We start from the raw sequence: 19,445 nt of genomic DNA, 5'->3' as shown, positions 1-19,445 counted from the left end.
CGTTAAACAAATACGTCCATCCCACACATAAAACAACGCCCACCAAAAGGTGGGCGTTGACGTTAAAACTCTTCGATGAGTTGAGCAGCTTCACTCTTAGGCTTTTCGCCTTGACCAAAGCCCCTTAGGCCCACCACATGCACATGTTCGTGGTCTTTAAAGACTTTACGAACCAGCTTGTACGTGGTGCCTTTTTCTGGACTGATGTTCTCAGGCGCCGCGATCAACAGCTGCATATCGAGGCGGTCACACAGCTCGAACAGGGTTGAAATCGATTTGGCATCCAATCGAGCCGCCTCATCGAGGAACAACAAACGACACGGCACAATCTCTTTACTGCGTAAGCGGCGAGACTCCTCTTCCCAGCTCTGTACCACCATCAAAAGAATCGATTGACCGGTACCGATCGCTTCACCAGTAGAGAGCGCGCCCGACTCCGCTTGCAGCCAACCGTCTGAGCCACGGTTCACTTCGACGCTCAGCTCAAGGTAGTTACGATAATCGAGCAGCTCTTCACCCAGCACTTGCGGTGAACGTTGGCCCATATCGATGTGTGGGTTCACACGTTGGAACAATTTTGCCATCGCCTCTGAGAAGGTGTAACGCATCGACTCAAACAGGTCTTTGTGCTGCTCTTGACCGGTCGCTAGGCCGTTTAACAGCACCTCATGACTTTCACGAATCTTAACGTTCAGACGTACCCCTTTCACCTGACCAAACGAGATGTTCGAGAGGCCTTGGTTCAGCATACGAATGCGGTTTTGCTCACGCTGAATCGTCTTTTTGATGATGCTAGCAACGGACTCAGAGCTGATCGCCAAACGGTTTTCACGCTGGGTCAACTCTTCGGTCAAACGCGCCAGTTCCACTTCCATCTCTTCGATCGCTTCCACAGGATCATCGGTGCGAATGATGTCTTGGCGAATGCGCTCGCGCAGATGCTGGTAGACCGCAATGTAGAACAAGACTTTTCGCTCTGGGCGAGCGTTGTCTTCCGAAAGGCGCAGCGCATCTCGCAGATCTTCGTTGTCGGCCACCGCAAGACGCAGCGCGCCCAATGATTTGTCCGACATCGAACGTAATTCATCCGCAGAGAGGTAGGCAAGCTCACGCTTGTGCAGGCGTCGCTCGACATCATTTTCACGCGCCAATCGAAGTACCGAGCACCAACCCGCTTTTGCTGCCACAACGAACGTGCGCAGATCCGTGTACTCTTTTTGTACTTTCTTCAGACGCTTAGCCAGCCCTTTCATCTCAAGCTCTGTCGAGGTGATGGTGCGCTCATACTCACTCTTACGTGCTCGCGCGCTGTGCAAACGTTCATGCAGCTCATCACGACGGCGCTCAGCACGTTCCATCGCGCCTTCATCGGCGTTGACACCATACTCTTGCAGCTCTTGTTTGAACTCTTGCACCGTTTCCATTTTGGCTTGGTGAGAGCTTTTCAAAGAGGCGAGCACTTGGTTGTATTGGTTCAGTTGGTCTTGCGCAAGCTTAAGCTCTTCGCGCGCTCGGCCACGGTTGACTTCCGCTTGTGCCAACTTGGCTTTCAACTGCTCACTGAGTTCGCTGCTCTTACCCAACATGTCGATAGAGTCGGAGTAAGCGAAGTAGTGGCGACGTTCAATAAGATCAGAGAGCGCAAAAATTTGTGCTTTGATCTGCTGCAGTGCCTCATCGGCTTGACGATAGTTCGTCTCCAGCGCTTCAAACTGCTGTGGGTCAGCCTCAAGCGCGGAGGCGATCGGCGTTAGCTGCTCAATCGCTTTACCATGTTGGTTGATAAAGGCTTTCGCTTCGCTCAAGGCGCTCATCTGCGCGTCAAGCTCGACAAAACGCTCAGCCAAGGTATTGTCTTCCACCAGCGACATCATGGGCGCTAATTTATCCAGTGCGCTGAGCGCCTGTTTGCTCGCTTGCAGTTGACCGCGCAAAGTCGCCTCTTGCCCATCTAACTCGGCTAAGATGCGCTGCACTTGAGTGCGTTTCTCACGCGCGACTTGCAAGCTTTGCTCAGGATCGTCATCAAAAGCGACCTGAATGTGCTCAGCAACAAAACGGTTGAATGCTTGGTAAAGGCGCTGCAATTTTTGCGAATCAAACGCCGCTTTGGCGTGCGCTTCGATGACCTCATCACGTTCACTGCGCAAAAGCTCAAGACGCTGTTCACGCGCCGCACGCCCAAACAGTGGGATCTGAGGGAATCGCGAGTAACGCATTTGGCGCTCATTCATGCGCACGCAGACGGCGCCTTCTAATTCTTGCGCATCAAAGCTGCTGTCATCAAAGGCATCAATATCGCCTTCAATGATGTAGAGATCCTCTGGGCAGTCGTCCAGCTCAACCAACTTTTGCTCGATGCCAGACAAATCCGATACCACAATCGCATGACGAGCAGGGCCATACATGGCGCTGAAATACGGCGCATCGTCTATAGTGATGTCATCGTAGATTTCAGACAGCAACACACCACCCAGTGTATCCGCCAATCCTTTAAGGCGCGGATCGTTCGAGCCACCCGGTGAAGCGAGGCGCTCAATATCGCTATCGAGTGTCGCGCGGCGCTCTGCCAGTTTCTCTTTCGCCAGAGATTGCAGCTTCTCTTGCTCCAACACTTGCTGCATGTGCGCCATCACCGACTGGCTATCGCCAAGCTCAGCACCGCTTTGCTCACGCAGGTTTTCTAGCGCATCAGACGCGGCAATCCAAGCCGGAGCGAGCGCTTCCAACTGGGTGATCTGCGCAGCGTAATCTTGCTCACTGCGGCGCTGCTCACTGCGCTGCTCACGCAATGCTTCTTGATTGTGTTCAAGAGAGTCAATCAGCGCGCTGTGGCGTTCGCGCTCTTGTTCAAACGTCAGTTCATCAACCAGTGCGACGTTGTGCTGCTTTTGATAGCTCGCCACTTGCTCTGCGGCGCTACGCTGCTGAGTTAAGCTGCGTTCAACATCACGATGTTGGGCGCGCAGTTGAGCTTCGTTTTGCAGCGTTTGCTGCGCATCGCGCGCTTGATTGATCAACGCTTTAGCGCGTTCTGACGCCTCTTGGCGAGCTACCTTGCCCACGACAGACTCAACCAGCGCAAAGGCTTTATCAAACTGCTCGGCCGCCGCACTCGACATATCAAGTTTGTGCTTCATCGCGAGTAAGGCGTCGGTGCGCTCGCCCTGCTCAGCTTTCAAGCTGCTCACCAAGCTTTGCGCCGACTCGGCGGTCAGATTATTGTCACCCAGTAACGTTTTGGCTTTTTCCAGCGCTTGCACCGCTTGCTGATATTGCAACGCGCGCGTCTGCTGAACATCCAACGCTTGTTGGTAATCGGCCAACTGACTCTTTAAGCTATCGACTTCTTCTTCAAAAAAAAGCGCTTGGTCTTGCGCGATGTGAACTCGTTCATTCGCTTCTTCCACCACCATCATCTGCTCTTCAAGACGCTCACTGAGCTCTTCCAGATCATCTTGGTAGCGGGCAATTTTCTCTTGTTGACGCAGCGCAGTTTGCACCAGTTGCAAGTGGTCGGATGCGGCTTGGTAATCTTGCTCTAGCCCAGATTCAGACTCCACCAACAGCTCAAGCTCTTCTTGCACGCGTGTCAGCAACGCGTTTTGTTCGATCAACATTTCACGTGAGCTGAACAACTCGCTGCGCAGCGCCAAGGTCTGATCGAGTTTATTGCGTCTGTCGTTGGCATGACGCATATAATCCGCCGCGACATAGTTCGTCGACTCTGTGATCAGGTGTTTGAATAGATCTCGGTCCGCTTGAGTAGTTTTGATCGCTTCAAGCGTCATGCGGTTTTCACGCAGCGCCGATTCCATATCTTGGAAGGCTTTCTTCACTCCGCCGTTTTGTGGCAGTAGGTAGTCACGTAGCGAACGGGTGATGGCGCTGGAAATACCGCCATACAGTGAGGCTTCAATTAAGCGGTAGAATTTAGAACGATCGCCCGAGTTACGTAGCTTTTTCGGGATCACACCAAATTCAAACATCTGCGCGTGATAATCAACAATCGATGGGAAGGTTTTAAATTGCACCCCTTCAAATTGGACCACTGCCTCTTTGACTTCGTTGACTTGACGTACGCGCGCTTGGGTCGCCGAGACGGTTTCAATCAGTACATCGGTAGGTTTGACATGGCTTGGCAAGCCTTGAATGACGAAGGGTTTGATATCGACCTTTTTGTCACGCCCCGCCACCTGTTGCAGCTTAACGGCAAACAGTAGGCGTTGCTTACGCGAGTTGACCACATCGAGCGCCGCGTAACAGGCACCCGGCTGAAGTTTACCGTAGAGACCTTTGTCGCGAGAAGATTGGCTACTGCCAGCTTCGGTGGTGTTTCTAAAGTGAAGCAAGGTTTGGTCAGGGATCAACGCGGTGATAAACGCCGCCATGGTGGTCGATTTGCCCGCTCCGTTCCCTCCCGATAAGGTGGTCACCAGATCATCAATGTCAAAAGTGCGGGCAAAAAAGCCATTCCAGTTGACCATTGTCAGTGATTGATATTTACCGCGTTCAATCATGCTTCACCTGCTTGTGTCAGTTCTTCTTCGCCTTCTGGCGCATCTAGGTTATCGCTGTGCAAAAGATCGCCTTGGCTCGGCTCTTTGGTGTGAACCACTGCTTCACCATCACGGATGAGGCGTAGCTGCGCTTCACGCATATCGTCACCGACACGAACATCCGCACCAAAACGGAACACCGCTTCACTGATGCTGAATTTTCCGGTTTCACCGATGTTGATCACCATGCCCAAACGGCGCAGGCGGCGCAACGAGGTGCGCACTTTCTCGAACAGTTTCTCTTTGTCGAGATCAGAGCCGCTGGCTCGGTTGGTCACGAGCTTCATCAATTTGGACTCATCGGCCAGTGACAGAAGCTCATCGTACAACTCTTGGTTGGTAAAGATGCCTTCGTGAGCAAGACGCTCTGGGCTCAAATACAAAAAGCACAACACTTTGCCCACCAGCATATCGAGCTCAGACAGGACACTGCGGTTAATCAGCGACGTCGAACGCGGACGCAAATAAAAGAAGCCTTCAGGCGCTTTCACCAGTTCGGTGTTGTAACGCTGATAAAAACTCGATAGCTCCACTTCAAAATCCGACAACAAGGCGTGGTTGTCGAGGTCTTCGCTGGAGATGTGACGCCCGGCACGCAGCATGCTGTCTAGCGCCGGAAACAGCGGATTAGAGATCGCTTTGACCAGATTCTCTGGCATGTATTCATTAGTATCTGTCGATGACATTGGCTTGTACCTTTGCACCATAATTGTTGATCGCTTGCCAATCGGGCTGAATCGCTTGGTAATCGGACTCGGAGTAACCCAGTCGCACCGCTTGATCGACAACAATTCGGGCTAAATCAAAATGATGGGTATAGGGGTGCTCGGCGAGGTAGTCGCGCAGCACTTGGCCTAAATCAATAGGCTGACCCTGCGCTTTGTGCACTTGGAGCATCTCCCCAATGCGCTCAGACAGCGCATCATTCACTTGCTGAAATTCTTCGTAGACCACATCGAGTGGCACCTGGCCGGTCACTTCATCATCACGCAACACCAAGGCTTCATCACGTAAATCGCTCAACCGCTCCGCATCGGCGTAAGTGAGGTACCAAGGGTTCTCAAAGTAGTCTTTGACCGACTGACGTAGGCGCGAGCTAAACGCGCGGTTTTTGTCCATGTCGATGGCGGTTCGGATGAACTTGTGCACATGGCGATCGTAACCAATCCAGAGATCAATCGCTTGCTGACCCCAACTGGTGATGCGGTCGAGCTTCATCTGCAACACAAACAGGGTTTCGGCAATAAACTCGAGCTCATCATCGCCATGTACCAACTCTTGAATATCGAGGATTTGGCTTTGCAGCTCATCACCCGCCGCTTGCAAGGTGTCTTGCAGCTCTTTCAGTGTGCTGGAGGTTTCTGACAGCAAGGATTCACAGTTATTGATCGCATCGCGCCAATCTTTGTTAAGTAGCTCAGCTATCTGTGTTTTGACCGACTGCTGCTGCTCATCCATCACGCGCTGGTTTAAATCAATCTGATCGAAAATTTCACCGACTGAGTATTTCAGCACGCCGTAAACGTTTTTCTTCCAATGACCCGCCGTTCCGCCTTTTTGTGCCGCTTCAATGGCTTTCGCCATTTCGTCCGCCACCATAGACAGTTGGATAGAGAGTTTCAGTTTGGAAAATTCGCGATGACGAACATAGTAGTCCGTAATGCCGATGGCCAACGGCGAGAGACGATAGATACTCGCACCGTCGGTAATTTCGCTGGTAAAGCGGCTGACAAGGCGCTGTTTGACCATGTCATTGATGGCGTTGTTGGCGCGAAACGCCGACGCTTCGCCCGAATCGGCAAACAATCGAGTGACAATGGCGAACGCATCATGCAACTCCCCTTCACCTAACTCTTCATCAAACCTTTCATTACTCAACACGGCAATGGCGATCAAAAAGGCCAAGCGTTCGTTGGTCAGGTTCAATGAAAAATCATGCTGCTTGACCCAACCCACCAACTCATCAATCGGTTGCTCAGCGGCATTCAGAGTCATTTCACTCATGGTTTATCCTGTTTTAATTCTTTCTTGCCCAAACGTGGATATAGCGTCCGAGCGACACATACGGTTCTTGGCGGCACAGTTGCCTCTCTAGGGCCAAGACATCCTCACTGGTGTAGTCGCCCATATACTGGCGATCGCCAATGTAGTCACTGAAACAACGAATGCCGGATTTCCCTTCAATGTGAAACCCCGACTCCTCTATCCAACGGTAGACATCTTCAGGCTTAAGCCCTTTTTGGGGCTGAAGCTTAAATCTCTTTCGGTGTGGCATTCCCTCTAACACATGCGGAAGGTTGCCACACACGACATTTTTGTACACGAGGCCATGATGGTTGTAGAACATGACCGACGCGATACCGCCCGGTTTGACCTGCTCTAACAGCGTTTGCAGCGCTGGCTTTGGCTCAGCCAACCACTCCATGACGGCATGAAACATCACCAAATCCGCCGGTTGCTGCTGGTGTTGAGCGATGGATTGAACGGGCGAATGAATCAAGCGATACTGCTCAAGCAAGCCATTTTTTGCAATATCCTGCTCAGCTAATTGCAGCATTTCAGAAGATAGATCACATAACGTAATGCGATGGCCTAGTTTCGCCAGCTTTTGCGACATTTGTGCCAACCCACCCCCGGCATCGAGCACGTCGAGTGGTGAATCACTGGCGGGTAACGAGGCGAGGATGGTTTGAAGGTCTTCCCAAACAATGACTTGTCGAATCTCGCCTTTGTCAGAGCCGTATATATTTTTTGCAAATTTGTGGGCAATATCGTCGAAATTGCGGTCTTCAGTCACAGCAGCTTGAGTTATGATGTTGAATCGTGCTGCTATTCTGTCACAAGAAAGGCAGGAATAAAGAGGCTTTCTCTTAAATTATAATCAACTGGTGTTTTTTCGGACTATTTAAGTATGTTTGAGCTGAAAAAAGTCGTCTCGGCTTTACTTATGCCTTTGCCAGCCCTGCTGATCATTGGCCTTGTGGGACTCATGCTCGTCATGTTCACACGAAAACAAAAAACAGGATGTTTCGTTGTTCTCTTCTCGTTTGTTGGCATTTTTCTCGTTGCCTTCCAGCCCGTTTCATCACGTCTTCTCATGCCTATCGAGCGCCAATACTCGGCCTTTTTTCCTGTCGATGAATCGATTGATTATGTGATGGTGCTTGGCAGCGGCCATGTTGTGGACGACGACATTCCGCCCACCTCAGAACTGAGTCGCGCCGGCCTAATGCGTTTGACCGAAGGGATTCGTGTGATGCGAATTTATCCGGGCTCTAAACTGATTCTCTCAGGCTATGCCGCCGGTTCTGAAGTGAGCAATGCGCGCATGATGGCTAAAGTAGCGCTGGCGCTTGGCGTTTCTAAATCTGACATCATTCTGCTCGAAACCGCCAAAGATACTTGGGAAGAAGCGCGCCAAGCGGCAGCGTTCGTTAAGAACAAGAAGTTGGTGGTGGTCACATCGGCCAGTCACATGAACCGTGCCCTGAATGAATTCCACTCCGCAGGATTGAAACCTTACGCCGCGCCGACCAACTACCTAGCGCAGAGAAACATCGATCAAGCGTGGGAGAAGTACGCGCCGAAGGGCAAATATCTCGAACAAACTGAGCGCTACTGGCATGAAACGCTGGGCACCATTTGGCAACACCTCCGCGACTGGGCGTCCGATTATGAAGAGCAAGCCTTAGAGGTGGAGGCTGCGCAGAGCGACGTTTAACCGGCCGCCAGCGTAGACGGATAACGTCTTCGACCTAAAACAAAAATCCAGGCTGCATGCCTGGATTTTTCGTTTCTTTTGCGTCAATTTTCGCTCGTTAATTGCCGAACTACGTTAATCTCCGGCGAACATGTAGCCTTCGCCATGCACGGTGACGAATATCTGCGGATTTTTTGGATCCGCCTCCATCTTCGCTCTCATGCGTCGAATCAGGACATCGATAGTGCGATCATTGGGTGCGTCCACACGATGACTGATCATATTAAGAATGCGTTCCCGACTGAGCACTTGGTTAGGGTGAGAGGAGAGCGCCACCAAAAGCTCATACTCTGCTTTAGTCAGTTTGACCGGTTCATCCCCTCGGCTCAAAGCGCGGCGCTGAATATCGAACGTCCATTCAGCAAAGCGGACCACGCCGTCTTGCTGATCGCTGCCCGCGTTTTGCGCTCCCGCAGCCAGTGCGATGCGCCACAAGAGGTTCTTGACTCTGACGAGCAGTTCCCTAAGCTCAAATGGCTTAGTGACATAATCGTCCGCGCCCATTTCTAGACCAACAATCTTATCAATGCTGTCGGTACGCCCGGTCACCAAGATAATACCGATGTCCGATTGACTGCGCAGCTCACGCGTCAGCATCAAGCCATCTTCGCTGGGCAGATTGATATCCAGCATCACCAAATCGACCCGACTGCTACTGAGTACGTCGCGCATCTGCGCGCCATTCTCAGCTTGGCTCACCTGATACCCTTCGGTTTGAAAGTAGCCCGCCAATTTACGGCGAGTCACTTCATCATCTTCAACAACCAAAATGTGGTAGCTCATCGGCTCTACTCACTTATTCAAACACTGATTCAATGGCTTTATTCTATTCATAATTAGTCACAACTCCATCTTTGTCCTCTTTGGGAGGTGAAAAGTTGGCGATTCATTGATGCAAAGCAAGCTTTGCTGCCCTGTTCACAAATTGCCATATTTGACCATTTCTTCTCATAATCAGGTTGACCGCTGTTCATTTTTATCCGTTAGACTTAACGGCATCTGATTCAGTTGAGAGCCCATCATGCCAGAGACACCTAACGCCCAGATTTCCGACCCTTTATCTCCCGCCGAAAAAGAGCAGCGCGCCTTTGATGAGCAACGCGCCGAGCTCTACTGGTGGTTTTCGAGCGTGTTTGCCAAAGAGCTCTCAGAGCAAGAGCTGGCCCAATATCATTCGGTGGACACACGTACCTTTCTGACGGGACTTGCACAAACCCCTGAGCTTAACGTAGCCGCAGACAGGCTCATCGATGCATTGAACCGATTGCAAGACAGGCCAGATGCTCAGTTGGAACTATCAGCCGACTATTGCGACCTGTTTTTAAAATCCGACCGAGACAGCGCGTTGCCTTACGCCTCTGTCTACTTAGATGAATCCGGACTGCTCAATGGGGAGCCCGCCAAACAGATGGACACTCTGCTCCAACAACATGGCGTGGCCGTGCATTCAGGGCTCAATGAACCTTCTGATCATCTCGCGATAGAGTTGGATTTTTTAGGTAACCTGATTGTGCGCGGCGCTCATGCAGCAGAGCAGACGGCAGGCGACACGCATCTCGCCTACCAAGAGCAAGCCGATTTTATTGAGCAGCATCTACTCCCTTGGATTGAGAGGTTTGCCGAGCGCTGCCAGCGCCTCGACACATTCGGCTTCTATGCGGCGCTGTCGTCGCTATTGTGCGCGTTCATTCAATTGGATAAAGCCTACCTGCAAGGCGATAGCGATTAAGCCCATACAAAAGGTGTGGCGAGATCCCAAAGGCGGTTTTTTTATTTGCCCAAATCGACGTTGCGGACTACAATTCGGTCCGCAAACGATAAAACTAATAAATACAAACCGCTTTTTGAGGGCGGTTTTTGTGTTTCTGATACTTTCTGTCTACATACTCTAAACTTTGTATAGACTTTACTTTTATAGACTTAACTTTTCATAGAATAGTAGGCAGTCATCGACAGGACAAAACCATATGGCCACGATTAAAGACGTCGCTCGCTTAGCGGGTGTCTCGACCACCACTGTATCCCATGTGATCAACAAAACACGCTTTGTCGCTGAAGCCACGCAAGAAAAAGTGATGGAAGCGGTTCAAGAGTTGAACTATGCCCCAAGTGCCGTTGCACGCAGCCTGAAATGTAACTCGACACGCACAATAGGCATGCTGGTTACTCAATCGACCAACCTTTTCTTCTCGGAAGTGATCGACGGGGTTGAGAGCTACTGCTACCGTCAAGGCTACACCTTGATCTTGTGTAACACTGGCGGCATCTACGAGAAACAACGTGACTACATTCGCATGCTGGCGGAAAAGCGCGTCGATGGCATCTTAGTGATGTGTTCAGATTTGACCGAAGAGTTGAGCGAAATGCTTGACCGTCATAAAGACATCCCTAAGGTGGTGATGGATTGGGGCCCGGAAAGCTCACAAGCCGATAAAATCATCGACAACTCGGAAGAAGGCGGCTACCTCGCAACAAAATACCTGATTGATCACGGCCACAAGCGCATTGCTTGCTTGAGTGGGCATTTTGAAAAAGCGGCCTGCCAAGAGCGCATCCAAGGCTTTAAGCGCGCAATGAACGAGTCGGGTTTGAGCGTCAACGAAGATTGGATCTTAGAAGGTAACTTTGAGTGCGATACCGCCGTGCTTGCCGCGGACAAAATCGTCGCCATGGACGAAAAGCCAACCGCAGTATTCTGTTTCAACGATACGATGGCGCTCGGTTTGATGAGCCGTTTACAGCAAAAAGGCATTCGTATTCCAGAAGACATGTCGGTCATTGGTTATGACAACATTGAGCTAGCCGAGTACTTTTCACCACCGCTAACGACGGTTCACCAGCCGAAGCGCCGTGTGGGTAAAAACGCATTTGAGATTTTGCTCGAACGTATTAAAGACAAAGAGCATGAAAAACGTATTTTTGAAATGCACCCAGAAATCGTCGAGCGCGATACCGTGGCGACGGTGAAATAGACCAACGAACAAGTTCAGCACATCACATCGACTAGCCCAGCGAGAATACTTCTCATCCGCTGGGCTTTATTCTCTCGGTAACACCCCTCTATTTTATGAACTAAGATCACATTTAACCCATCAAAACGTGATGTTTAGCCCATAAATTATTTATGCTTATTATGTTCGACGAATGCCACGAACAGGGCAAACCATTTCGAAAGGATGGGACGCAAAGCTTCCGGCCTGTTGCAGCCACTCAACGATATCAACGTTGATGACTGCTTGGTAGCGGGGTTGCCGATGGCAAATGTGCACTTCGTAATTCTTTATCAAAAGCAAAGAATACAATGACTTAAACGTTGCGCGCGCATTATGCGCTCACACCGTGAGTAGGATTATTCTTTTATGAGCCAGAATGACACCCTACTGACACAAAACCTGCATATTTTTGCTAATCTCTCGGACCTGAATTTGGTGGCGTATTGTAATACACCGAGAATAACAGCATGGATAAACCAATTTTAAAAGACTCAATGCGATTGTTTGAACCATTGGGCAAGATCAAGTCTCGCTCAATGTTTGGTGGATTCGGAATCTTCGCTGATGACATCATGTTTGCCCTCGTGGTAAATGACAAACTTCACATACGCGCCGACGACTCGTTGGCCCAACTGTTTAATGCTCAGGGACTCGAGCCATACGTGTATAAAAAACGTGGTTTCCCTGTGGTCACCAAATACTATGCCCTTGGCCATGACTGGGATCAGGATGTCGCTCAGACTATTGCGATGGCAAACACTGCACTAGAGGCGGCCAACAAAGACAAGCAGCGTCAAACCAACGCCAAACCAACGCGCCTGAAAGATCTGCCGAACTTGCGTCTAGCGACCGAGCGAATGCTCAAGAAAGCGGGTATCGACAGTGTCTCCCGTTTGGAGCAGACGGGCGCAGTGGAAGCGTATAAAGCGATTCGTTCCACACACTCTGCCGACGTCAGCATCGACCTGCTGTGGGCACTTGAGGGGGCAATTAAAGGCACGCACTGGTCTGTGGTCCCTCAAGCAAGACGCGACGAGCTCCTGAATCAGCTGCAAAGCTAGTCAGCGATAGCGTTCAGTAATTCCAATCCCCGTCTCAAGCCAGCCCACACCGCTGGCTTGAGACGTTTTTAGCCGATGCTTTTCTAGCGTTTCCATTCCTTCGTCATAGAATCCAACGTATTTTTCCCTTTAGGGCGAAATTTTTTACTGGCTTTTTGGTTCATATCTAACAATGATCAATGATGATGTTTTCAAAGGGATCCATATGAACAAGAAACTGCTTTTAGGTATTGGTTTGCTCGCTCTGATTGTGTTTTTAGGCGCAAACTTTGGTCAATACCTGACACTTGATAACGCCAAAGCCCAGCAGCAAGCGCTGGCTGAAATCATTGACGCCCACTTTGCCCTCGCCGCGCTGAGTTACTTCTTCGCCTATGTCGCTATCACCGCCTTCTCGATCCCTGGAGCGGCCGTTGTCACCTTGCTTGGCGCTGCGCTGTTTGGCTTTTGGACCAGTTTATTGCTCGTTTCTTTTGCCAGTACTATAGGTGCCACATTGGCGTTTTTAAGCAGCCGCTTTCTACTCAAAGAGTGGGTACAAAGCAAGTTTGGCGATAAGCTCGCGACAATTAATCAAGGGGTCGAAAAAGATGGTGCGTTTTATCTCTTCTCACTGCGCCTTATCCCGGTATTCCCATTCTTTTTGATCAACCTCTTGATGGGTCTTACGCCCATCACCATCGCGCGCTTCTATCTGGTCAGTCAACTGGGTATGTTGCCGGGCACGGCCGTCTACCTCAACGCCGGGACCCAGCTAGCGCAAATCGACAGTTTGTCAGGCATCGTCTCTCCAACAGTACTCGCCTCTTTTGCGTTGCTCGGGGTATTCCCAATCATTGCCAAATGGGTAATGGCCAAGCTCAAAGCGACACCGCAATCCAATGGGCAAGCGTCTTGAAAATTTTTATTGCTACAACCCCACCACAAGCACACATCGTGTGTGAAATGTTACGCAGCGAAGGAATAGCCTGTGAGGTGAGAGGTGAAGGTTTGTTCGGCTTGCAAGGAGAGATTCCGTTTGGCGAAGAGGCCAGCCCGTACGTTTGGTTAACTCGTCCAGAACAGAAGCAGACGGCACTCGCGCTAATTGATGACTTCCAACAAGACGCTCCCGACAACATGGTTTGGGTTTGCCCGACTTGCCAAGAAGAAAATGACGGCCATTTTCAGTTATGTTGGCAGTGCGAGCACACCAAACCAGTATGAGTGTGTGGGGAGCTAGCCGAAATTAAGCAGTGAGGTGTTGCTGAATGAAGGCGATGGAGTGATCGTTAAACTCATCTGGGCGCTCAACATTACACACATGGCCACAGTCAGGAATTTCATGCAGCTCACTGAGCGTATGTGCTGAGACCATCTCTTTCACAGGGGTGATGAACATGTAGTCTTTTTCACCCATCAGATAGAGCGTAGGGATAGGTAACTCGCGGTCTTTGAAGTAGCGCATCAGAGGGTTCACCTCTGCGGTCAAAATAAACCAACGCTTGAACTCCTTTTGGCACAACTTCTTCGCTTCGCGGATAAACATATGTCGCGACTCTTTTTGTGCTCGCTGCGGCATCACAATGTAGGCAAACAGTCGATAGAGCCACATGTAGGGCACAATGTGTTTACACAGATTGCCCAACTTCACCAGTACTTGAGAGCGTGTGTTGAGTCGTGTGACGGCGCCACCTAACACCATGGTTTTTACGCGCCCAGTCGCTAGCTCCGCTAAGTTACGGACGATGATGGTTCCAAGCGACATGCCGACAAAATGTGCCGACTGAATCTTTAGGTGATCGAGCACTTTTAAGATGTCTAATGTGACCTCTTTAAAGGTGTAGCGATTGGCAATGATCTCCTTAATCAGCTGGTTCGATTTTCCATGGCCGCGCAAATCAATCAGCAGCAAATTAAAATGCTGCTTGTAGGCTTTGATCTGTTTAAACCAAATCGATGAGCTGCCGCCTGCGCCATGCACAAAGACCACCCACTCATCGCTAGTGGGGTGTTTAAAAGTCTTATGGAATAGCAAGCTTTGAGTCATAGTCGAAAAATAACCGTTATCGTCACACAATTCAGGGCGCAGGGTAACACAAAAGCGCCCGTGTTTTTGTTTAGCATAAACGAAAACCGCCACTTTAGTGCAATCGGAAATGTTAGAAAAAATGAAAGCGCCGTGAGACTGTGCAAGCACAAAACCCCTCAGGCGCTTTCTTTATGCGGACCTATTGTCGTCTTTACGCGAACAGACTAAAAAATAGCGTCCGTAATTCAATGACCTAGTGTTAGGCGCTTAAAGCACTGTGGTAGAGTTCGATGTACTCACCCGCCGCTTTTTCCCAACAGAAGTTTTCTGTCATCGCGTGCAATTGAACCCGTTTTATCTCATTGAGATTTTGCGCGTAGAGCAGCAAAGCACGAAGCATAGTCAACAACAACGCAGTCGGCGTTGGCTCATCAAACACAAACCCAGTAGCGATTGACGGATCATCGTCGTAATGGTGAACCGTATCTTTCAGTCCACCCACACCACGAACGATTGGCAGCGTACCGTAAGCCATACTGTAGATCTGATTGAGACCACAAGGCTCAAACTCTGACGGCATCAAGAAGAAATCACTGCCCGCTTCCACCAAGTGAGCAAGCTCTTCATCGTAAGCCTCGATAAACGCAAATTTGTCGCTGTGTGTGGCTGAGAGCGCTTTAAGATGGCTTGCCAACATCGGGTCGCCGGTCCCAACAATCACCAACTGAACATCGTGTTTGAGAAACTCAGACAGAATAGGGATCAGGTAATGTAAGCCTTTTTGCTGCGTCAAACGGCAAACCATGCCAAACATCGCGACGTTTTTTTCGCTCAGTTTCGCTTTTGCTTGCAGCGCCGCCTTACACGCTTTCTTACCGCGTACCATACTCTGCTTCGTCGCTCGGTAATTTAACGGTAAGTGGGTGTCTGTTTCTGGGTTCCATGTACTGTAGTCGCAACCATTAAGAATCCCCACCAGATCATGGCTTCGGCTTTGAAAATCTTGCGCCATACCATGACTGCCCAGTTCGGTCTTGAGCTCTTGCGCGTACGTCGGGCTAACCGCGTTCACCTTATCAGCGGTTTTCACCCCAGCGCGAAGCATGGTGATGTGCGTTGCACTCACTGCGGCATCCGGCGCGTAATGCGTCTGGAACTCAGGCAGATCGCCGAGCTCATCATAGCCAAAGACACCTTTGAAGACCGCGTTGTGCACGGAAAGAATGCTTTTGGTATGAGCAAAAAAATCGTCACTGGCGTAACGATGCTTGAGAAGGTATGGAACCAGACCCGTGTGCCAGTCATTGGCGTGGACAATGTCCGGCTGAAAGCCCAGTTTCGGCAGCATGTCCAAACTCGCCGCACTAAAAAAGGCGAAGCGTTCACCATTGTCTGAGTAGGCTTGATTGTACTCGGCGTACATGTCAGGACGGTCAAAATACTGCGGACAATCGATGGCATACACAGTGATTCCCGATAGCGCTAGCTGCTTGACGCAATAAGGCGTATGAGGCCAGTGCTCTAATGCCGTCTCTAAAACCACAGTCGCAGACTCAATGCCTGCAACCTTGCGATAAGCGGGAAGTGTGAGTCTCACATCTTGCTCGAGCTCAAAAAGGGCTTCAGGCAGTGCCTTGGCAACATCTGCCAAGCCACCGCTTTTGATCAATCCTTCTACTTCCGATGCTACAAAGAGAATAGAGAGATTCTTAGTAGCCAACACGTGCTCCTTTTGGAATAACGACAACACCGTCATCCGACACGTGGAAATGCTTTTTATCTTCCGTCAGGTTCACACCGATTTGCGTCCCTGGCGCAATATCCACATCCTTGTCGATGATGACGCGACGCAAGACACAGCCTTCGCCGATCTTCACGTCACCTAAAAGGATACTTTCGCTAATATCGCACGCAGATGCAATATTACTTCTAAAGCCAAGCACACATTTTTCAATACGCGAACCGCGTACAAAACTACCGTTACACACTAAACTATCAATAATTTGCACTCGACCATTGTCCGAATCACTAAACGTTGCAGGCGGCAATGGTGGGTAGTAGGTGTGAAGTGGCCATTTACGGTTATAGAGCGAGAATGGCGCGTCTTTGGCAAGTAAGTCCATGTGCGCTTGCCAGTAGGCATCAATCGTACCCACATCGCGCCAATACACTTCTTCTTTCTCGCCAGTGATACGGTTGGTACTGAAGTCGTAAACGAACACGTCGCCACTTGGGAACATCTTAGGAATGATGTCTTTACCAAAGTCATGCGATGACGCTTCATTGTCGGCGTCTTCAATCAACTCAGCAAATAACGTCTCTGCTTCAAAGATATAGTTACCCATAGAGACGAGCGCGTGCTCAGGGTCACCTGGAATCGCTTTCGGATTGGCTGGCTTCTCAGCAAATCCGATCATGCGACCTTCTTCATCCACCTCGATCACACCAAACTGTGACGCCTCTGACAGTGGCATACGCAACGCAGAAACGGTCAGGGAAGCCTCTTTTTCTTTATGGAAATCAAGCATTTGTTTGATATCCATTTTATAGATGTGATCAGAGCCAAAAATACACACTTGCTCTGGCTCCGACAACTGCATGAAACGCAGGTTTTGGTAGATCGCATCTGCCGTGCCTTCGTACCAACGTTTGCCCGTGCGCATTTGCGCTGGGATCGGGTCAATAAAGCGATCCGTAATCCCGCTGATGTTCCACCCTTTTTTCAAGTGATGGAACAGAGACTGAGACTTGAACTGCGTCAGCACGTAAATGCGCATCAAATCCGCATTAACGAAATTGTTCAACGCAAAGTCAATCAGACGGTAACTCCCGCCGAAAGGCACCGAGGGTTTACTTCTTGATTCAGTTAGAGGACGCAGACGCGAACCCTCGCCACCTGCGAGGATCATACCTAAAACACCAGCCATTTTAATCTCCATTTTTATAATATTGTCGATGAGAAAGTGTAATATTTGGGGGGCTCATCGACGCTCCAAAATCTGACAGCGTTAGCGAATGGCGCATGCAAACTGCATAGATCTTACGCGCATTTTGCTACGTAAACGTTTAACACGGCGATTTACTCTACGTTATCTTATTTGCCCAAGATTACAATTTAAAATATACCGTACTTAGATGGTAAGATGAGTTACTTTGCGGATGGCTGATTCAGCTCACATTACATAAGCGATTGCTCACATAAGATTAACAAGATCACCACAAGAGAGTGACGTTCTTGCTCAGTAATAAACCTGTGTTTTATTTATGTTTTATGACAGTTCCATTAGTTGATTCAGGGTGTCATGTGGGCAGTGGTGAATATATATTTTTTCTTGATTAATTTTGGCCTGATAGAGGGCGCGATCCGCCACCGATAAAGCTTGATGCAAGGTCATCTCAGAACTAATCAGAGAGCCACCAACGGACAAACATAAGGCGGGCAATTGGTCTTGGGCTCTTTGCTGTTGAATCGTGTCAATCAATCGCTGTGCTAACGTGCTTAGCACTTCCCTCTGATCGGTTTTGATCAACAACAAAAACTCACTTTCTCCCCAACGCGCAGCAAGGTCATACTCACGAATCGTATCTGAAATGGCTACGGCAATCGACTTCAAACAAGGCGTTTTGTCTTGCCCTATGTGCTCCGCACTCAGCGCGTCACAAAGCCCAGCATCCACCCATATCAAGCCGAATTGGCTCTGTTCGCGCTTACCTCGAGCAAGCTCATTCGTCACTTCTCTTTCTATGCCACGTCGATTAAGTAAGTGCGTCATCACATCATAGGTCGCCAGTTTATCGAGCGCGGCGGTCCGCGCGACAACCAACTTCTCGACGCTTTGACGCGCCTCTAAGAGCTCTCTTTCAACAACCGCTAAGTCCGCATCAACGGTCACAGCATCCAAATGGGAGTGACGCCGACCACGAGCCATCGTGTGTAGGCGCGTGAACCACCTCTCTAGCGGCATCAACCACTCTTTGGCTGCATACAGGTAGAAGAGTACACTCAGTACCAACGCGAGGCCTAGGTAAATAAACAACAAATAATCCAGCATAAAGAGTGGCAGCACCGCGTCTACATTCAGCAGCGTCAACTCAAACCAGCCCAATGCGTCGATGTAATGCATCATGGCCACCACATTACCTGCATCTTGCTTGAGCATCAGAAACTGTGACTCACGGCCATTCAGTTGTTGATACAACGCCGACTGGATGATTTGGTAATCACTATCGTTGTCTATCACCTCTTGCAGTGTCGGGCGGCTTTGACCTTGCTCACCCAATGGAAACACAAAGCGATCGGAATCTCGGATCAATTGCACGCGCAATTGGCGATCAATAAACAGGGTCGAGAGTGGTGAGCTCTTGTGGTGATTAAGCTGACTGACCAACATATCAATATCCAAACCCGTACCGACAATGCCCAAAAACTGGCCATCGACAATAACGCTTTGGTTGATCCACGCTTTGGTTACCCCCAAGTGAGAGTCTTTATCAATGTTGACCGCCAGAGGCGTTAAGCTCGATTTTTGCTCAAAGTACCATTGGTCGTCATCCGCGTTAGGCTCTAAGGTGTATCGTTGAAAGTCACCCGTTCTAATACTGTTGACATCGTTGAAGTGATAGGAAAGGTCTTGATCGAGTGCAATAAAAAAGTTTTTGGAATCAAAGCGCCATCGGTAGTGTTCGAGCGTTTCTTGGGCCACGGAGCGATAAACACCATCTTGAGCATTCTGCGCCCAGGAGGTGATGTTGGGGTGTCTTGCCAGCTCCTGCGCCAAGGCGATTTCCGTGGTCAACGGCGCAAGAGTTTTCTCTACATCATATTGCGCGATGATTTGACCATACTTCCACATCAATTCCTCGATAATATCATCGATAATATGCTTAGAGAGCGCATAGGCTGCCAACCCGAACGCCATACAGAGTACGAAGATTGCGAAAAATAGTCTTAACTTTAGAGTCATCTTTTTATCTCACCAGAGATAGATCAATAGAAGTTCAGATTGAAAATGTCAAAACAGAACCAGCGAATCATCACAAAGTTGATTATTTATTTGGCAA

15 protein-coding genes and 1 riboswitch are annotated in these 19,445 nt (G+C 49.7%); of the genes, 6 read left to right on the top strand and 9 right to left on the bottom strand.

The window, feature by feature from the left end:
- Positions 1-62 precede the first annotated feature (62 nt).
- Genes mukB through cmoM form a run of 4 tightly spaced genes read right to left on the bottom strand, consistent with a single transcriptional unit; the run spans position 63 to position 7,374 of the window.
- Positions 63-4,520: a chromosome partition protein MukB gene (gene mukB, locus AC6R1O_RS17080; RefSeq protein ID WP_500657476.1), complete on the bottom strand. Its 4,458-nt coding sequence runs from the start codon at positions 4,518-4,520 to the stop codon at positions 63-65.
- On the bottom strand, positions 4,517-5,245 hold the full coding sequence (gene mukE / locus AC6R1O_RS17075) for a chromosome partition protein MukE (RefSeq protein WP_334551013.1): 729 nt from the start codon (positions 5,243-5,245) through the stop codon (positions 4,517-4,519). The genes mukB and mukE overlap by 4 nt, the downstream gene beginning before the upstream one ends.
- Positions 5,226-6,563, bottom strand: a complete 1,338-nt coding sequence (mukF, locus tag AC6R1O_RS17070; protein ID WP_500637010.1) for a chromosome partition protein MukF — start codon at positions 6,561-6,563, stop codon at positions 5,226-5,228. Before mukF ends, mukE begins: the two co-directional genes overlap by 20 nt.
- Positions 6,564-6,576: 13 nt before the next feature.
- Complete coding sequence (gene cmoM / locus AC6R1O_RS17065) at positions 6,577-7,374, bottom strand: tRNA uridine 5-oxyacetic acid(34) methyltransferase CmoM (RefSeq protein ID WP_500631950.1); 798 nt, start codon at positions 7,372-7,374, stop codon at positions 6,577-6,579.
- Positions 7,375-7,470: 96 nt separating this feature from the next.
- On the opposite strand from cmoM, the gene elyC reads away from it, so the two are divergent.
- Positions 7,471-8,280 (top strand): envelope biogenesis factor ElyC, encoded by an 810-nt coding sequence (elyC, locus tag AC6R1O_RS17060; RefSeq protein WP_334551018.1) that lies wholly within the window; start codon positions 7,471-7,473, stop codon positions 8,278-8,280.
- A 114-nt stretch (positions 8,281-8,394) separates the two neighbouring features.
- Here the strand turns inward: elyC and torR are convergent, their stop codons facing one another.
- Positions 8,395-9,102 carry a two-component system response regulator TorR gene (gene torR, locus AC6R1O_RS17055; RefSeq protein WP_500637011.1) on the bottom strand — a complete coding sequence of 236 codons (708 nt, stop codon included), beginning with the start codon at positions 9,100-9,102 and terminating at the stop codon, positions 8,395-8,397.
- 238 nt (positions 9,103-9,340) lie between these two features.
- Here torR and torD point away from each other — a divergent pair, with 238 nt between their 5' ends.
- The 5 genes from torD (at position 9,341) to AC6R1O_RS17030 (ending at position 13,579) form a co-directional block, all read left to right on the top strand.
- A complete protein-coding gene (gene torD, locus AC6R1O_RS17050; protein WP_500634152.1) occupies positions 9,341-10,048 on the top strand; it encodes a molecular chaperone TorD in 708 nt (235 codons plus the stop codon).
- 238 nt (positions 10,049-10,286) lie between these two features.
- On the top strand, positions 10,287-11,291 hold the full coding sequence (gene purR / locus AC6R1O_RS17045; protein ID WP_500629083.1) for an HTH-type transcriptional repressor PurR: 1,005 nt from the start codon (positions 10,287-10,289) through the stop codon (positions 11,289-11,291).
- Between the two features lie 175 nt (positions 11,292-11,466).
- A riboswitch (cyclic di-GMP riboswitch) is annotated at positions 11,467-11,575 on the top strand.
- 204 nt (positions 11,576-11,779) lie between these two features.
- A complete protein-coding gene (locus AC6R1O_RS17040) occupies positions 11,780-12,373 on the top strand; it encodes a TfoX/Sxy family DNA transformation protein (RefSeq protein WP_500625822.1) in 594 nt (197 codons plus the stop codon).
- A 205-nt stretch (positions 12,374-12,578) separates the two neighbouring features.
- The gene (locus AC6R1O_RS17035; protein WP_500657475.1) at positions 12,579-13,271 is read left to right on the top strand and encodes a TVP38/TMEM64 family protein; all 693 of its coding nucleotides are present in this window, start codon (positions 12,579-12,581) and stop codon (positions 13,269-13,271) included.
- Complete coding sequence (locus tag AC6R1O_RS17030) at positions 13,268-13,579, top strand: putative signal transducing protein (RefSeq protein ID WP_500657474.1); 312 nt, start codon at positions 13,268-13,270, stop codon at positions 13,577-13,579. The genes AC6R1O_RS17035 and AC6R1O_RS17030 overlap by 4 nt, the downstream gene beginning before the upstream one ends.
- A gap of 22 nt (positions 13,580-13,601) precedes the next feature.
- Here the strand turns inward: AC6R1O_RS17030 and AC6R1O_RS17025 are convergent, their stop codons facing one another.
- The 4 genes from AC6R1O_RS17025 to AC6R1O_RS17010 all read right to left on the bottom strand — a co-directional run bounded on the left by AC6R1O_RS17025 (position 13,602) and on the right by AC6R1O_RS17010 (position 19,348).
- Entirely contained in the window at positions 13,602-14,402 is an 801-nt protein-coding gene (locus AC6R1O_RS17025) for an alpha/beta fold hydrolase (protein ID WP_334551028.1), read from the bottom strand.
- 241 nt (positions 14,403-14,643) lie between these two features.
- Positions 14,644-16,104: a glycogen synthase GlgA gene (gene glgA, locus AC6R1O_RS17020; protein WP_500657473.1), complete on the bottom strand. Its 1,461-nt coding sequence runs from the start codon at positions 16,102-16,104 to the stop codon at positions 14,644-14,646.
- Positions 16,094-17,311, bottom strand: a complete 1,218-nt coding sequence (glgC, locus tag AC6R1O_RS17015; RefSeq protein ID WP_500631909.1) for a glucose-1-phosphate adenylyltransferase — start codon at positions 17,309-17,311, stop codon at positions 16,094-16,096. Before glgC ends, glgA begins: the two co-directional genes overlap by 11 nt.
- Before the next feature lie 342 nt (positions 17,312-17,653).
- The gene (locus AC6R1O_RS17010; protein ID WP_500637015.1) at positions 17,654-19,348 is read right to left on the bottom strand and encodes a GGDEF domain-containing protein; all 1,695 of its coding nucleotides are present in this window, start codon (positions 19,346-19,348) and stop codon (positions 17,654-17,656) included.
- Positions 19,349-19,445: the final 97 nt, after the last annotated feature.

It is taken from the genome of Vibrio sp. R11-SG3-ISO3-SZ, assembly GCF_059834345.1.
This window is presented reverse-complemented; position numbering and strand designations above follow the sequence as displayed.

What these genes read in the sequence shown, in the direction of transcription:
- AC6R1O_RS17035 (WP_500657475.1), top strand. Translation starts at nt 12,579, where the DNA reads ATGAACAAGAAACTGCTTTTAGGTATTGGTTTGCTCGCTCTGATTGTG.
- AC6R1O_RS17010 (WP_500637015.1), bottom strand. Translation starts at nt 19,348, where the DNA reads ATGACTCTAAAGTTAAGACTATTTTTCGCAATCTTCGTACTCTGTATG.
- AC6R1O_RS17025 (WP_334551028.1), bottom strand. Translation starts at nt 14,402, where the DNA reads ATGACTCAAAGCTTGCTATTCCATAAGACTTTTAAACACCCCACTAGC.
- mukE (WP_334551013.1), bottom strand. Translation starts at nt 5,245, where the DNA reads ATGTCATCGACAGATACTAATGAATACATGCCAGAGAATCTGGTCAAA.
- glgC (WP_500631909.1), bottom strand. Translation starts at nt 17,311, where the DNA reads ATGGCTGGTGTTTTAGGTATGATCCTCGCAGGTGGCGAGGGTTCGCGT.
- mukB (WP_500657476.1), bottom strand. Translation starts at nt 4,520, where the DNA reads ATGATTGAACGCGGTAAATATCAATCACTGACAATGGTCAACTGGAAT.
- purR (WP_500629083.1), top strand. Translation starts at nt 10,287, where the DNA reads ATGGCCACGATTAAAGACGTCGCTCGCTTAGCGGGTGTCTCGACCACC.
- elyC (WP_334551018.1), top strand. Translation starts at nt 7,471, where the DNA reads ATGTTTGAGCTGAAAAAAGTCGTCTCGGCTTTACTTATGCCTTTGCCA.
- torD (WP_500634152.1), top strand. Translation starts at nt 9,341, where the DNA reads ATGCCAGAGACACCTAACGCCCAGATTTCCGACCCTTTATCTCCCGCC.
- AC6R1O_RS17040 (WP_500625822.1), top strand. Translation starts at nt 11,780, where the DNA reads ATGGATAAACCAATTTTAAAAGACTCAATGCGATTGTTTGAACCATTG.
- mukF (WP_500637010.1), bottom strand. Translation starts at nt 6,563, where the DNA reads ATGAGTGAAATGACTCTGAATGCCGCTGAGCAACCGATTGATGAGTTG.
- torR (WP_500637011.1), bottom strand. Translation starts at nt 9,102, where the DNA reads ATGAGCTACCACATTTTGGTTGTTGAAGATGATGAAGTGACTCGCCGT.